Source organism: Paenibacillus sp. S33, from assembly GCF_053615415.1.
Map to the genome: position 1 here is coordinate 785615 of NZ_JBSIEZ010000001.1, position 13607 is coordinate 799221.

The 13607-nt window shown below is 46.2% G+C and carries 16 protein-coding genes; 10 read left to right on the plus strand and 6 right to left on the minus strand.

What is annotated here, in order from left to right; all coding sequences use genetic code 11:
• Positions 1-30: 30 nt before the first annotated feature.
• Both ACWGXJ_RS03665 and ACWGXJ_RS03670 read right to left on the minus strand, forming a co-directional pair.
• On the minus strand, positions 31-381 hold the full coding sequence (locus ACWGXJ_RS03665) for a nuclear transport factor 2 family protein (RefSeq protein WP_069291065.1): 351 nt from the start codon (positions 379-381) through the stop codon (positions 31-33).
• Positions 382-469: 88 nt separating this feature from the next.
• Positions 470-1381 carry a helix-turn-helix transcriptional regulator gene (locus ACWGXJ_RS03670; protein WP_250267420.1) on the minus strand — a complete coding sequence of 304 codons (912 nt, stop codon included), beginning with the start codon at positions 1379-1381 and terminating at the stop codon, positions 470-472.
• 413 nt (positions 1382-1794) lie between these two features.
• On the opposite strand from ACWGXJ_RS03670, the gene ACWGXJ_RS03675 reads away from it, so the two are divergent.
• On the plus strand, positions 1795-2361 hold the full coding sequence (locus ACWGXJ_RS03675) for an NAD(P)H-dependent oxidoreductase (protein WP_250267421.1): 567 nt from the start codon (positions 1795-1797) through the stop codon (positions 2359-2361).
• Positions 2362-2537: 176 nt separating this feature from the next.
• Here ACWGXJ_RS03675 and ACWGXJ_RS03680 read toward each other — a convergent pair whose 3' ends face one another.
• Together ACWGXJ_RS03680 and ACWGXJ_RS03685 are read right to left on the minus strand one after the other, a co-directional pair.
• A complete protein-coding gene (locus tag ACWGXJ_RS03680; protein ID WP_254351233.1) occupies positions 2538-3095 on the minus strand; it encodes a hypothetical protein in 558 nt (185 codons plus the stop codon).
• Positions 3096-3741: 646 nt separating this feature from the next.
• On the minus strand, positions 3742-4206 hold the full coding sequence (locus ACWGXJ_RS03685) for an AbrB/MazE/SpoVT family DNA-binding domain-containing protein (RefSeq protein ID WP_069291068.1): 465 nt from the start codon (positions 4204-4206) through the stop codon (positions 3742-3744).
• A 240-nt stretch (positions 4207-4446) separates the two neighbouring features.
• On the opposite strand from ACWGXJ_RS03685, the gene ACWGXJ_RS03690 reads away from it, so the two are divergent.
• The 3 genes from ACWGXJ_RS03690 (at position 4447) to ACWGXJ_RS03700 (ending at position 6136) form a co-directional block, all read left to right on the plus strand.
• Positions 4447-4692, plus strand: a complete 246-nt coding sequence (locus ACWGXJ_RS03690; protein WP_452566217.1) for a hypothetical protein — start codon at positions 4447-4449, stop codon at positions 4690-4692.
• Positions 4693-4736: 44 nt separating this feature from the next.
• Positions 4737-5108, plus strand: a complete 372-nt coding sequence (locus ACWGXJ_RS03695; RefSeq protein WP_069291070.1) for a MerR family transcriptional regulator — start codon at positions 4737-4739, stop codon at positions 5106-5108.
• A 263-nt stretch (positions 5109-5371) separates the two neighbouring features.
• Positions 5372-6136, plus strand: a complete 765-nt coding sequence (locus tag ACWGXJ_RS03700) for a MerR family transcriptional regulator (protein ID WP_250259453.1) — start codon at positions 5372-5374, stop codon at positions 6134-6136.
• Between the two features lie 65 nt (positions 6137-6201).
• Here ACWGXJ_RS03700 and ACWGXJ_RS03705 read toward each other — a convergent pair whose 3' ends face one another.
• Together ACWGXJ_RS03705 and ACWGXJ_RS03710 are read right to left on the minus strand one after the other, a co-directional pair.
• On the minus strand, positions 6202-6675 hold the full coding sequence (locus tag ACWGXJ_RS03705; RefSeq protein WP_069291072.1) for a hypothetical protein: 474 nt from the start codon (positions 6673-6675) through the stop codon (positions 6202-6204).
• A gap of 90 nt (positions 6676-6765) precedes the next feature.
• The gene (locus ACWGXJ_RS03710) at positions 6766-7245 is read right to left on the minus strand and encodes a GAF domain-containing protein (protein WP_025719270.1); all 480 of its coding nucleotides are present in this window, start codon (positions 7243-7245) and stop codon (positions 6766-6768) included.
• Between the two features lie 339 nt (positions 7246-7584).
• Here ACWGXJ_RS03710 and ACWGXJ_RS03715 point away from each other — a divergent pair, with 339 nt between their 5' ends.
• From ACWGXJ_RS03715 to ACWGXJ_RS03740, 6 genes are all read left to right on the plus strand, one after another.
• Entirely contained in the window at positions 7585-7878 is a 294-nt protein-coding gene (locus ACWGXJ_RS03715) for a hypothetical protein (protein WP_452566218.1), read from the plus strand.
• Between the two features lie 166 nt (positions 7879-8044).
• The gene (locus ACWGXJ_RS03720; protein ID WP_452566219.1) at positions 8045-8641 is read left to right on the plus strand and encodes a GNAT family N-acetyltransferase; all 597 of its coding nucleotides are present in this window, start codon (positions 8045-8047) and stop codon (positions 8639-8641) included.
• A complete protein-coding gene (locus ACWGXJ_RS03725) occupies positions 8625-9383 on the plus strand; it encodes an energy-coupling factor transporter transmembrane component T family protein (protein WP_452566220.1) in 759 nt (252 codons plus the stop codon). Before ACWGXJ_RS03720 ends, ACWGXJ_RS03725 begins: the two co-directional genes overlap by 17 nt.
• A 157-nt stretch (positions 9384-9540) precedes the next feature.
• On the plus strand, positions 9541-10128 hold the full coding sequence (locus ACWGXJ_RS03730; RefSeq protein WP_235307211.1) for an ECF transporter S component: 588 nt from the start codon (positions 9541-9543) through the stop codon (positions 10126-10128).
• Between the two features lie 56 nt (positions 10129-10184).
• On the plus strand, positions 10185-11744 hold the full coding sequence (locus ACWGXJ_RS03735; RefSeq protein WP_452566221.1) for an ABC transporter ATP-binding protein: 1560 nt from the start codon (positions 10185-10187) through the stop codon (positions 11742-11744).
• Positions 11745-11917: 173 nt separating this feature from the next.
• Positions 11918-13432 carry an MDR family MFS transporter gene (locus ACWGXJ_RS03740; RefSeq protein ID WP_322162793.1) on the plus strand — a complete coding sequence of 505 codons (1515 nt, stop codon included), beginning with the start codon at positions 11918-11920 and terminating at the stop codon, positions 13430-13432.
• Positions 13433-13607: the final 175 nt, after the last annotated feature.

Below are 13607 nucleotides of genomic sequence, written 5' to 3' on the forward strand. Positions count from 1 at the left end.
CGTTGTCCCTTTCTTATTTTTTTAATTCCTTTATGGAAGTGTAATAATCAGTTCTTTAATTTTATTGTTGTTTACTAGAAATTGATGTTTAAGTAGGAGTGGATCGGGAAGATTTGATTTATCAAAGTCTCCGTCTACTTTCGCAATTACGACGATGGTATTATTACTGTCATCCATATCCACGATCTCAAAGGTGACATTCGGCCTCAATATTTCTGCTTCACACCATGATTTTATGGCTTCCATACCTTTGATTTCGCGATGATTATCCAAGATCAACGCATCTTTATCGAAAGCGGAAGTAAGTACTTCAAGCTGGGATTTGTTCGCTGATGTAAAATAAGTTTCTACTGCCGGTGGCAGGGTTCTATGTGGATTCATTGATCCTTCAACCTCCTATGGTGAGTATGTTGTGAGCGATAACTTCAAACTCATCATAGCAGTAATAATATGACTACATGGTGTCATATTATAGAGGATCATTTAAATTTCTTTTCATCGTTTCTAAATGAGACAATATTCTTGTACGTACTTGTTCGGGGCTAACCTCTATAAGGAGGGGACCAAAGGACAGCAGATAACTGTCCAGCCAATTGCCTACAGGAAATTGTGCTGTGACGGTATAAGAGCCGTCTTCCTTCTGAGTAATTGTTTTCTCGGCAAATTCATCGTATACGCGGTAAGCTCCTTGAGCAGAAATGTGAAGAGTTACTTCAATGGTATGAAGCAAGTCGTTCATCTTTGTATCTGTAGATGCTACGACTGTTCTTGGCTCATAACTAATTTCGGTAACTGCAATCTCTTTCATTCGGCTAATCTTAAATACACGATGACTTTCGGTATTTAAACAGTAACCTTCCACATACCAGGCTTTATCTTTAAACAAGAGCTTGGCAGGTTCGACGCTACGATAACTCTGTTCCCCGGCGACGTTATAATAGCGGAACTTTATAACACGGTTTGTGATTATTGCGTTGCGTATAAGAGTGAATAGCTGTCTCTGGCTGTTTTGGCTTCCCCATGGCGAAAAATCTACTTCGATCCAGTTTCCCATGTCTTTTTTAAAAAGCCTACTCAACTTGTTTAGCACTTCTTCTACCTGTGGGATGGTAGCTGTAGCCACACTCTGAAGGGCCATTAAGATATCATCTTGTTCCTGCTCGGACAGTAAAGAGGTGTTAAAGACATAACCCTCCATCAATGATATTCCGCCCCCCTTGCCTCTACTGCTGTAGATGGGAATCCCAGCTGCGCTTAAGGTATCTATGTCCCGATAAATCGTTCGTGTAGAAACCTCAAAATGCTCTGCCAATTCATCAGCAGTCACTTTTTTCTTATGGAGTAACATATAAACGATTTCAAAATGTCTGCTTAACGGCATACGCTTCACCTCTCTCGGTAGCATACACCTTATAACATGACATTATAAAGTCATATTAAGTGATTGCTCTACATCACACCCTAATGGGATCAACTGGGGGACTTTATTTTCTTTGAACAGCGATAATAACACTGCCTTTGGATCAGATCTTTTTACAATCTTTTATATAAAGTTGAACAAAAAGCACTTGCAAAGTAAAAAGGAATAAACTATACTGAGGCCAATCATTAGTAATTGATCAATCACTAACTGAATTAACAAGCACGGAGGTGATATTCATGAGCAGAATACCGCTCAAGTTTACTGAACGTATCTTTATCGGAACTATGGATTGAGCATATTCAGTTAATTGAAGGAGTACGAAGTTAAGTAATTGATCAATCACTTATTTTGAAGTAAATGGAGGAGAGAACATGAAGCATCTTATTATTTACGCACATCCATCCGAGGGAAGCTTTAATCATGCAATTTTGACCACAGCAGTCGAGGGGCTGAAGCAAAAAGGACATGATGTGGTTGTTCGTGATCTATATGCAATCAACTTTCAACCTGTGATTAGCAGCAGCGAGGTCATTGAAGGAATCGGAGAAGATGTTGTACGGGAACAGGAATTTTTGCAATGGGCAGAGGTAATCACCCTTATTTATCCGATTTGGTGGACTGGGATGCCAGCCATTATGAAAGGGTATATAGACCGCGTATTCTCTTACGGATTTGCTTATAAATATGTAAATGGAGTGCAGATGGGATTACTCAAGGGTAAGAAAGCCATTATCCTCAATACACAAGGAAAATCACATGCGGAATATGCCAGCAATGGTATGGATCAAGCCCTTCGCTTGACTTCTGACAAAGGCATATTTGAATATTGTGGACTTGATATCATGTATCATCTATTTTTCGAGTCGGTACCCCAATCTGATGAAAATACACGTAAGAAGTGGCTTCGCCAGATTGCAGACATGACCAGCAAAGCCTAATATTTATGTTCAGAGCCAGAGGATTAAGCATTAGGGGAATCGAAGTTGCCAGTGGCTAACCCAAAAGGCATCGCGTGCATCTACAGGCGATGCCTTTTGGGTTGGTCCAATATTGAATGTGTTCCAATCGACACTCGCTCATGGCAAGCGGCAATTGCTACAATAAGGGGTGGATATTAGTTTTTCCGATTTTTCCGATTGGCGCTACGAGATCCACCAGAAGGCCACTGTGCCCCACCACCTTGATTATGAGGAGGCCAATGCGATCCGCCGCCCTGACCATGTTGAGGCCACCACTGCGACCCACCGCCCTGACTGCCACCTTGACCATGTTGAGGCCACCACTGCGACCCACCGCCTTGACCGCCGCCCTGACCATGAGGAGGCCACTGCGATCCACCGCCTTGACCGCCGCCTTGACCATGAGGAGGCCACTGCGATCCACCGCCTTGGCTCCCGCCCTGACCACCGCTTTGTCCTGGAATAGAAGGCATACTTGGATAAGGGCCTTGTGCCTGACTGATTTGAGTAACATCAATATAAGACTGTGTCCCATTAGGATATAGCACTAACATTGATTTATTAGTGGGATCTACGCTTTTTACGAAAGCAACGATCTGTTGACCATTCACAGTAAATATTCCCCATAGATTAACAAAATTACTCACTTCAGTAGTGGTTGCAAAATGTGGTTGTAACGACCCCATCGAACGATGAGAAGAATGTTTAGACAAGGTATATATCTCTCCTTTAGATTGAATTTTGTGACATCATATGTGCAAACGTACTCGTTGGAATGGGCAATGTTCCTACAAGATATTTTCTTGAAAAATTCATTGTCCCAAAAAAGTACAAAAAGGAGCATTTTTGCAACGATCCCGTCAGCCCGTTAATTAAAAAAGGCAGCCCATCCCTTATGGACGGCGGCCTTTAAATGTCGACCCCTTGGTCGAATCACGGATGAAATCGATACCTTCGTTCTGTTAAATGTCCCAGCATGTGTGGCATCTTTAGGGTGAACAGGAGGTTGGCGAGCGCCTTTTACTGATTTTTAGATTATCGCAAGGAAACCATAGAGAAAATAATATTAGAAGTATAGGGTGATTTACCATAGAAAAATGAATAAATAAATGAAATGACCTTCTCAGATTAAAGAAGGTCATTTTTTAATTCAGGAATCATTATTAAATGTAGCACAGCCTTCTGCTATAGGCGTTATCGCTTGCAAGTCATGCAGTGGTTCTTTATACCTAGTGTGGAATTTTCGCATGGACGTTCATGCGTTTTGTCGGTTAGCTATGATGCTGCGTATCACGGTTCAAAAGTAGCTACACATGATGAAATCTCTGGTGTATATCTATGTAGGGTATCAAGCTGTAGTTAGAGCATTTTTTTGAGCTGGGATATACGGGCTTGGGAAACCTCAAGTATTTTGGCATATTCGTGCTGTGCTGCATTGGGGTGTTTTTGCATTAATTCTTTTAGACTTTCGATCATCTGTTGTGTCGATCGCCGCAGACGTTTGGACTCTTTATTAGATCGTTGTGAGTTGGATAAAGCTGATTTGGATGGTCTTAGGATAGGGCTAAAATTTATCCCCTTCTTTAAACTTTCAATACATTCCCCGCAAATAAAGCTGTCTCTAAAATAAGTTAACTGTTCTGTTGAACCACACATTTTACACGTCACCCCAGTGTACTTTCGAAAGGCGAGAATACCAGTTTCCTCATCTGCAAAAATCTCAACAGGATCACCCACATTATAATCCATGGAAATTCGCATTTCTTTGGGAATAACGATGCGGCCTAACGCATCTAGGGGACGTGTCATACCTGTACTTTTCAAATGATAACCTCCTTTTTTTATATCCTTATAATACTAAATAGTTATGATAAAAAAGAATAGGCTTAGAGAAGCAATCGCATATATTTAGTAAACTGTTGAAAAGTATACAAGTAATTTCCAAAATATGTTTTGTTATTGAGAGAAACGTGTTGAGGAGATTATAAAAAATTTCCGATATATATTCATAAAGATTATTCTAGTTGGCAATCGATTCCCATGCTGTATGAGGTGGCGTTTGGTGTGTACGATTGGACGCAGTATAAGGCGGTGCGGGTATTAACTCGATTAGCACGTGAAGGTCTCCAGACCGACCAGATTGTGGACGATATTATCAGTCATGTCGACGATTTTCGTTATGAGGCACAAATGCTCACGTTCTATTTTCTATCCGGACTAACGGGCAATAAGAAGGTTGCCTCGCTGCTGCAAGGTAGTAGGAATCTTAATTTTGCACTCTTTACTATGAAAACTTATACTTATCGTTAAAGCTGACTTGAAGAGAAAATAAAAGAACGAGGAGGGGAATAACTATGTACTCTATTAAAGAAGTTCAAATGAAGAGCGGATTGCCCGCATCTACTCTTCGTTACTATGAAAAAGAAGGCATATTACCTGATGTGGGTCGGGATGAAGGTGGAAGAAGGGTATATACCGAAAAACAAATCGATTGGATTAGGTTCCTTATGGCTATGAAAGATACAGGGATGACCATTGAAGAAATTAAGGCATACCTTGAGCTAAATGTAAAAGGAGAAGCCACAATCCAAGAGAGAAGAGACTTCCTTGTAGCCCACAAAAAGAAAGTAGAAGAACATGTGGCACAAACGCAGCACAATTTGGAGAAAATTATTCAAAAGATAGCTTTTTATGATCATGTGGTTATGGGGAAAAGCCTCTCTTAGGTATCGTATGATCTGTAAATAGTGGTAAAGTCAAATCGAATATATGGAGCCCCCGGCATATTTGAGAATACGTGCTGGAGGGCTTTTTTGCATAGATTTCTAAAGATGCAGATTCTAGGTCGTAAGTATGGAAAATGGTTGGCAAATGGGCGGTTCACAACGCGCTTATAGGGTAAAAGTGTAGTACCAAGGTGGGCAAGTGGGGGCGTTGACTCTCACGCCACGTGAGACTGTAGACTGTCAAGCAAGGGAGGTGAAGCGGAATGGCTTATACGGTGAAGGAAGTATCTAATCTGTCGGGAATCAGCGTACGAACATTGCATTATTATGATGAAATCGGATTGCTGAAACCGCATCATATTGGAAATAATGGATATCGCTATTACGAACAGGAACAACTGTTGAGGCTTCAGCAAATCATGGTGTACAGGGAACTGGATTTGCCTTTATCTGAAATTGGAAATGTGCTGGAGCAAACCAAGGAACAAAAGGCCGAGGTTTTGCAGGAGCATCGAGCCAAGGTTGAGGCCAAAGTCTTCCGCTTGCATACTCTCCTACAGACCATCGACGAAACGGTGGCTCATTTGAAAGGGGAACAAGCAATGAAACCAGAGCACATGTACCAAGGATTTAATCCGGAAAAGCAGGAAATGTATGAACGTGATTTGACAGACCGTTATGGTCAAGAGGCTGAGGAAACAATTCAGGAGAGCAAGACGGCGACGAAGAACTGGAGCAAAGAGGATTATTTGGATTCGCAGGCAGAGGCTGATCAGATTCATCGGCGGCTGGCAGAAGCCATGAATAAAGGATTGAAGCATAACAGTGAAGAGGTACAGGCGCTAATCCGCCGTCATCTTCAATGGGTAAGCCGATTCTATACCCCTACAGCAGAAATTTATAGCGGGCTGGGAGACTTGTATGTGGAGCATGAGGATTTCAATAAAATGTATGAAGGCTATCGCCCCGGACTGGCTGAGTATTTGCGAGACGGGATGAAGGTTCTAGCCGAACGGGAATTAAATTAACAAAGGGGTGAACAACAAGCCAATTCCGATGGCCTGCTGTTCACCCTTTTTGTGTGTAAAGCAGCTTACATGCTGCTTTGTGCTGTTCTCATGCCTTGCTGACTGCTGTTTCCGTAATGTTGCATGCCACTGCTTGCGAAATGTTGTCCAGTCGTTCCCATATGTTGCGGAAAGCTGTTATTCATGTGGCTACCTGTATTAAAGGAGGTTGGTTGCATACTGCGGGAAGCAAAGCTATCGCCAAATCCAGGCTGAGTCATTTGGTTGCTGGAACGGATGGAGTTTTCCAACTGACTACACAGTTGAATCACTTGCTGGTATTGCTGCATAGCCTGCTGGTGATGCTGAATTGCAGTTTGGATCATTTGAGCTGCGCTTCGTTCACGTTGCACCAGGCTTTCAAGACTGGATGCATTTTGTTGTTCCTGTTGCAGCAACTGCTGATACATGGCAGTTCCTTGCTGTGTTTGTTGTACCAATTGCTGCATGATTTGTTCACATTGATGAAGTTGTTGTTGTGGAGCCATGTTGTTGTACATGAATCATCAATCTCCTTCGCCGGATAGTTTTGGGTTTCAGACCCTCCTATATTGTGGCGAAGGAAGACGATATATATGCGCTATTTTTGGTTATAGGCTGGCTACCAGAATAGCCGTAAATTCCTCTAGGAATACACGATCTTCGTGATCAAAGCGGCCTTTGAGTGGGCTGTCAATGTCCAGCACTCCAATCAGTTCCCCATTCTTGACAAGGGGAATAACGATTTCACTATTGGAAGCAGCGTCACAGGCAATATGTCCTGGAAACGCATGTACATCATCTATAACAAGCGTCCGTTGTTCTGCGGCTGCGGTACCGCATACGCCACGTCCTAATGGAATCCGTATACATGCAGGTAAGCCCTGGAAAGGACCAAGTACAAGCTCAGTGCCATCATAAAGATAGAAACCGCTCCAATTAATATCAGGAAGGAAATGACCAAGTAATGCTGAAGCATTTGCCAGATTGGCAATGGTATTGGATTCATCATGAATAAGTGCCCGGAGTTGTCCGAGAACCGATTCGAATTGTTCATGACGTGTGCCTTCGTAAGGAATAGCTTGAAACATGTAGGGTTCACGCTCCTAACATTAAATTTTTACATTAAGTGTTGTATATATCGTAAAAAATAGGTAATTATCCAATTCGCTTTTACCATTGGTTAATTAATTCAAGATATAACGATTGTATATATTCAGTCAAGTGGAAAATCACTCTGTAACCTTTTCGTACACTCCGTACTCTAACCTCTGTACAGAATCATTTTGGGAAGGGAAAGCTATACGTTTTAGCGGGGCAAACAATATAGAAAGCAATTCAGCGAGGGTTGTCCTCATCTGTTTCCAGCTTATCCTCTATGGGTAAAAACAGTGTAACATGGTGGCCTAGGCCAGGGAGGAGTTACAATTATGCATGCAGATGTTCAGAACTTGTTTATCCGTATACAGATGCTTTCTTATGCACATCAGAACGATCTCACGGTAAGAGATATTCAACCTGTGTTGGAAGAGCGCGGTTACCGTGTAGGAGAACGTGAGGTCAAGCAGGAGCTTGAAAACCTGACGCAGGAAAACTTTCTGACACCGCATGATGATATGTTCAGCATTACCGGCGCAGGGATCGATGAATTACAGGAAATTCAGTCGATGCTGGTCGTACTGTACAAGGATGTTGTGAAGAAACCGACTCGCACCACAGTTTAATCTCTTATAATATAGAAGATGCCCTTCTAATTCCTAATCCTAGGAACAGGAGGGCTATTTATATATATAAGCTTCGCAGCTTTAAATAAGGTTGTGTTTGTTGAAGGTGTATGCTTAAATGTAGCGTATATTTATTGTCATTTTAATGCTGGAAGGATGATTGAACATGTGTGCATATGCATGTAAGGGGCATATACCACTGCTGGAAAGTGCGCGTCTTCGGCTGCGAAGGATGGAAAGCGGGGATGCGGCTACAATGTTTGCTTGCTGGTCTGACCCGGAGGTTCACCGTTATATGAACCTTTCTGGTATGTCAGGACGTGAGGACGCAGAGGATATGATTGAGCTGTTGAATGAGCTGGCGAAGACGGAGGATGCGCTGCGCTGGGGAATAGAGCTGAAGGAGAACGGGAAGTTGATTGGAAGCTGTGGTTTTAATTATTGGCAGACGGAGGGAGCCTATAAAGCCGAGATTGGTTATGAAATAGCCAAGCCTTATTGGCGACAGGGTTACATGACCGAGGCGCTACGCTTGGTACTGTCATTCGGGTATAACACGATTCGGTTGAATCGGATCGAAGCGCTGGTGGACCCGCGCAATACAGGCTCGCAAGCCCTGCTGTCCTCGATGGGCTGGACACAGGAAGGGCTGTTGCGGCAGGTACAGCATACATCTACAGGCTTTAAGGATATGCTGATGTATTCTTTACTGTATGAAGAATGGCTCAGAATGGAGGCAGAACGAAATGCTGTTTCAGTATAACGGCGGTTCGTCGCCGCTGCACAGGTTAGGGCCGTTAAGTAAGCTAATATGGGTGGGATGCTTTAGCCTCCTGTCGATGGCTTGGGATTCGACGCTGCGGGAAGCAGCACTCTTGGCTGTACTGATTGCTGTGGCTGGCTTGGGCGCACGTTTGCCCTTAGCACGCCAACTTCGGGCTATGTCGTTCCTGATTGGTTTAGGTATTCCGTATTTTATATTGTCTATCCTAGCGATTCGAGAAGGACATACCGTGGCTGCATGGGGACCCATTGCCATTACAGCAGAGGGGCTGGACATCGCAGGGGCGTTAACGTTGCGGATTTTTGTGTTGTTTTTGGCATCTTATATCTATCTCTCGACGACCGATCCCCGAGATTTTGTGCAGGCATTGAATCTGCGCTTGCGTGTTCCTTATCGGTTTGCGTTCGGTATTTCGGTGGCACTGACGTTTCTCCCCTTATTGGAAGAAGAAGGGAGAACAATTATGGCAGCACGGCGTGTTCGTGGACAGGAACCACCACGAGGGTGGAGCAATCGGTTATCATGGTGGAGCGGGTATGCGGCTGCCGTGTTGGTGAATGCTGTAAGACGGGTTCAGCAGACGGCGCTGGCTATGGAGGGCAAAGGTTTCGGTGCTTATGCAGAACGGACATATCTTCGTACACTGAACAATGGGCGTTTAGGCAACTTATGTGCGGTGACTGCTGTATTAACTACGGCTGTTTTATGGTGGAGCTTATAAAGTGAAGCCTCTTATTTTTGGCCTTATTGTCAACCTGTTAAATATAATTAGGTTGACAATAAGGCCGCAGATGAATACATTTATACAGTAACAGCTTGTACAAGGATCAGAGCTGTAATCTTATAGATTAGATAGGGAGAGGAGTCAAGAAATACATATGAAGGAATCTCGTATGTTTGCAAAGTTTACAACGCTGGATATCGTACTCATGGCGATGCTGGCCACGTTGAACGGTGTCATGACCGTGTATTTGTCGCTCATTAACAAAACATTAAACAGTCTGGGAGGGCCTATCGCTACTTCCTCTATTGTCGGGCTGTACATGATATACGGCTTGTTGGCTTATTATATTATTCGTAAGCCGGGTACGGCGGTTATTGCTTATGCATTTGGCGCGGTGGTGCAATCCTTTATGGGCTCTGCCTATGGAATTGCTTCTATTATCGCGGCGGCTGTCTGTTATATGATTGCGGCTGAGTTGGTATTTGCCTTGTTGCGGTATCGACGCTGGAACGCAGTTTCGCTGATGCTAGTGGGTGGGGCTATGGTTCCGCTGTGGTTTATTGTCGCAGCCAATATGTTTGGTTATATGCATTGGGGGTGGAAGGTGCTGACGATTGCACTGGTCGTTCGTATCCTGAGCGGCATTGTCCTGTGCGGTCTGCTAACGAAAGTGCTGGGCGATGCCTTAAATCGTACGGGACTGTTAAAACGTTTTGAACTGGGACGCGCTTCACGTGCATAGCCGTGGCTATACATGTGGTTATATCTTCAACAATGGGGATCGAGGATATTTCAATTATGAATGAACATAGCGATTATAAGTCTAGCAGTAAAATAGCCGTATCCTTGAAGAATTTTGGCTATCGGTATGATGACCAGGTGGAGCCAGCTTTACATGGTCTGACACTGGACATTGCGGTGGGCGAGCATGTAGCCATTGTCGGAGCCAGCGGAAGTGGAAAGTCTACGCTATGTCAACTGCTTCATGGCGGGTTGTCCCGTTCCGGGGAAGGCGAACGGACGGGGGAGCTGACCGTGTACGGGATGGACCCCGATACCGCTGATTTGGCTACTGTCGCCACCACTGTCGGCGTGGTGCTACAGGACCCGGATGCCCAGCTGGTGCAGGGAATCGTCGAAGATGAGATTGCTTTTGGGCCGGAGAACCTGTGCGTGCCTCCGGCAGAAATAGCGCAGCGCATTGCCGCTGCGCTGGAGGCCGTCGGCCTAGCTCCCGAGCGCGACTCCTTCGTGCGGCGCCTCTCGGGAGGCCAGCGCCAACGCACCGCGATTGCTGCGGTACTGGCGTTGGAAGCGCCGCTGGTCGTGTTCGACGACGCAGCTGCGCAGTTGGACCCGCCGGCTGTACGCGACTTCGCCCTGCTATGTCGGCGGCTCCATGCCGAAGGCCGGACGGTGGTTACCGCGTCCGGCCGCATAGACGATGGCGCGCGGGCAGCACAGCGCGTCATCGTCTTGAAGGGCGGGACCGTGCAGATGCAGGGTCCGCCAGAAACGCTGCTGCGTGAGCATGGTGCGCAGCTGGCCGCCTTGGGGCTGCTCCCCTCTTCCGCAGGGAGGGGAGACATGCGGCGTGAGCCGGGGGTGAATCCCGGCTCAGCAGCGGACCGCGCTGGGCAGCCGTTGTTGGAGGTGAAGGGATTGACCTTCACCTATCCTGGCAGCCAGCGGGCAGCGCTAAAGGGCGTGAGCCTAGCTCTTGCGCCTGGTGAACGAGCCGTGCTGCTGGGTGAGAACGGCTCGGGTAAAACCACGCTCGGTAAGTTGCTCATGGGCCTACTCCCTGCACCGAAGGGGTGCATGCGGTGGGAGGGGCAGGATATGGCGAAGCTGCCAATTCACCAGCTGGCTGCCGGAATCGGCTATGTGTTCCAGCAGCCAGAGCATCAGTTTGCAGCTGCAACGGTGTGGGAGGAGTGCTTGTACAGCGTGCGCGCCAAGCTTGGTTTACGGACCGGGGAGCCGGTACCCGCCGCATATGTGGAGCGGGCGCAGCGCTTACTGGCCGCCGCCAGGCTGGAGCACAGACTGGATGCCTCCCCGTACCTGCTAAGTGGAGGCGAAAAAAGGCTCTTGAGCGTTGCGGCACAGTTCATCTTGCCCAAAAAGCTATACATTTTGGATGAGCCTACCGCAGGAACGGATTACGAAGGAGCGAATATTCTGCTCCGTATGTGCACAGAGCAGTCTGCCGAAGGTGCGGCTTTTCTGGTCATCACCCACGATATGCAGGTAGCTGAAAGCTTTGCCAGCGATGTTCTGTGCATGGAAGAGGGACATCTCTATAAAATGGAAAATAGTAGGATTTATCATACGATTATAGTTGACAAAAATTAACGATATGTAGACAATAATATATATACATCGTACAAAACAGGCGGCCTATATAGGCCGCCTGTTTACGATTATGCGGTGCGGGTAATAATCCATTCTGGAAAGGCAAACCGCACAGATACAACACAGTTTTTATAAGGGAAGGATTTGTGATTTGCTTGGGAAACGATAAACCCATGAAGCGCGGACTCGTGCTGACAGGTGTTCTATTGGCCACTTTTCTGGCCGCAATTGAAGGAACGGTTATCGGTCCAGCGGGACCGACGATTGTTAGCGAGCTGGGTAGCGTGAATTTGCTCAGTTGGATTTTCACGGCATATTTGCTGACGATGGCTGTGACCACGCCCATTTTCGGCAAGCTTAGCGATTTGTTTGGCCGAAAACCCATTTTTTTAATCGGCTGTTCGTTGTTTGTACTTGGCTCGTTGCTTTGTATGATGGCTGGTAGTATGGAGCAGCTTATTATCTACCGGGCTATACAAGGGATTGGTGCGGGTGGTGTCATTCCCGTTACCTTTACCATCATCGGTGATATATACAAAATGGAGGAACGCGGCAAAGTCCAAGGCATGATCAGCTCCGTATGGGGTATTTCTTCCCTGATCGGGCCTCTCTTGGGCGGTTATGTGGTTACCTATTTTGGCTGGGAGTGGATTTTCGGCTTTAACGTCCCCTTTGGATTGCTGGCTATGTTCTTCATCGCCCGTTACTTGCGTGAACAGGTTAGCAAGCGTACCGCACGTATTGACGTGCCGGGAGCGGTTACCTTTACCATCGGGATGACGGCCCTCTTGCTCGTATTGGCACTGGGTGGGCAGTATATCGGCTGGGCTTCTCCTGAATTGCTGGCCTTGGCTGCCGTAGCCATTTTGTTCCTGATTCTGTTTTTGGTTATTGAAAAACGCGCTCAGGAACCGATGGTGCCACTAAAGCTATTTCGGATACGGGATATTGCTTTTTCCTGTGCCGCAGCCCTGTTAGTCAGCACTCTATTGATCGGACTGACTAGCTATCTTCCACTATGGATTCAAGGTATACACGGTGGAGATGCCGCTTCATCTGGTCTCGCCTTGGCTCCAATGTCCGTAGGTTGGCTATTTGGCTCCATGATCGGAGGACGCATTTTGCTGACGCTGGGCTCGCGTCGAACCTCTTTGATCGGGCTGACCCTAATTGTATTGGGTGCCTTCGTCATGACCTTGATGGGCCAAACGGCTCCGATCTGGCTGCTGTTCCTGTCTACATTGTTGTATGGACTGGGATTTGGCTTTTCGATAACTGTGTTCACGATTATTGCCCAGTCCTCGGTCGGGTTCCAGTTGCGTGGCGCGTCTACAGCTTTGAATACATTCCTGCGCACGTTGGGGCAAACGATTGGGGTTGCAGCCTTCGGTTCATGGCTGAACTATCGCATCGCTGCCCAGACAGCCGATGGACAGCTAACTCAGCAAGGGGTTACGCAGGAGGATATTAACGGTCTGCTGGCCCCGCATGCTTCACAGAGTCTAAGTGATAAGGTTGCCGGATTACTTCGTTCTGTACTGGAAAACAGTCTGCATTCCCTGTTCGTTATCATGGTCGTTATTGCAGTTATTAGCTGGTTTGTCGTCCTCGGACTGCGGAACCGTCCGCCGGGTACGGAAGAAGAGGCAGATCAGCGCGTAAAGACACCACAAAGAGAACACGCATAAAAAATAATATAAATCTTTCATGATAAAGAGACAGTCCGGTACACCAAATAAGGGTCCGGGCTGTCTCTTTATGCAATGGTCTCTCCTCCTACTGATCAGCAAAATAGCCACCTCGTATAGGACCGATAAATTCCCCGGTATACAAAAAGGAGATAAAAACCCCCTAGAGTTGCTA

Excerpts from the sequence above, each read along its gene's own strand:
- ACWGXJ_RS03730 (WP_235307211.1), top strand. The coding sequence starts at position 9,541 with ATGAAGGAATCTCGTATGTTTGCAAAGTTTACAACGCTGGATATCGTA.
- ACWGXJ_RS03720 (WP_452566219.1), top strand. The coding sequence starts at position 8,045 with ATGTGTGCATATGCATGTAAGGGGCATATACCACTGCTGGAAAGTGCG.
- ACWGXJ_RS03675 (WP_250267421.1), top strand. The coding sequence starts at position 1,795 with ATGAAGCATCTTATTATTTACGCACATCCATCCGAGGGAAGCTTTAAT.
- ACWGXJ_RS03695 (WP_069291070.1), top strand. The coding sequence starts at position 4,737 with ATGTACTCTATTAAAGAAGTTCAAATGAAGAGCGGATTGCCCGCATCT.
- ACWGXJ_RS03670 (WP_250267420.1), bottom strand. The coding sequence starts at position 1,381 with ATGCCGTTAAGCAGACATTTTGAAATCGTTTATATGTTACTCCATAAG.
- ACWGXJ_RS03725 (WP_452566220.1), top strand. The coding sequence starts at position 8,625 with ATGCTGTTTCAGTATAACGGCGGTTCGTCGCCGCTGCACAGGTTAGGG.
- ACWGXJ_RS03735 (WP_452566221.1), top strand. The coding sequence starts at position 10,185 with ATGAATGAACATAGCGATTATAAGTCTAGCAGTAAAATAGCCGTATCC.
- ACWGXJ_RS03700 (WP_250259453.1), top strand. The coding sequence starts at position 5,372 with ATGGCTTATACGGTGAAGGAAGTATCTAATCTGTCGGGAATCAGCGTA.
- ACWGXJ_RS03705 (WP_069291072.1), bottom strand. The coding sequence starts at position 6,675 with ATGTACAACAACATGGCTCCACAACAACAACTTCATCAATGTGAACAA.
- ACWGXJ_RS03665 (WP_069291065.1), bottom strand. The coding sequence starts at position 381 with ATGAATCCACATAGAACCCTGCCACCGGCAGTAGAAACTTATTTTACA.
- ACWGXJ_RS03715 (WP_452566218.1), top strand. The coding sequence starts at position 7,585 with ATGCATGCAGATGTTCAGAACTTGTTTATCCGTATACAGATGCTTTCT.
- ACWGXJ_RS03710 (WP_025719270.1), bottom strand. The coding sequence starts at position 7,245 with ATGTTTCAAGCTATTCCTTACGAAGGCACACGTCATGAACAATTCGAA.
- ACWGXJ_RS03740 (WP_322162793.1), top strand. The coding sequence starts at position 11,918 with ATGAAGCGCGGACTCGTGCTGACAGGTGTTCTATTGGCCACTTTTCTG.